Source organism: Streptomyces sp. NRRL S-1022, assembly GCF_000720135.1.
Lineage (GTDB): Bacteria > Actinomycetota > Actinomycetes > Streptomycetales > Streptomycetaceae > Streptomyces.
Window position 1 is genome coordinate 1 of the sequence record NZ_JOIU01000156.1, and the last position, 354, is coordinate 354.

Consider the following 354-nt stretch of genomic DNA (forward strand, 5'->3'; position numbering starts at 1 on the left):
GTGTTGATCAGTTCCTGCGCGTCCACGCTGAGGAGCGCCGCGCCGAGGATCTCGTCGGTCTCGGCATCCACGACGAACTTCATCATTCCGCGGACGTCGCCCACGATGCTGGCACGCGGCATGGCCATCAGCGCTGCGACGTCCTTGGCGGCCACGCGCACGGACCGCCCGAGGGCGTGTGCCTCCTTCTCCGTCATGCCCACCCGGGCGAGCGGCGGGGTCATGAAGAGGGTGTAGGGAACGGCGACGCGGTCGGCCGTGGACCGCTTGCCGTCGCCGGTGCCCATGATCTGGCCGGCGACGATGCGGTAGTCGTCGAGGGAGATGTAGGTGAACTGCGGTCCGCCGTTCACG

General features: G+C 68.6%; 1 pseudogene. It reads right to left on the reverse strand.

The window, feature by feature from the left end:
• Positions 1-354 (reverse strand): annotated as a pseudogene (locus tag IG05_RS0141285) (pyridine nucleotide-disulfide oxidoreductase); the annotation flags it as partial.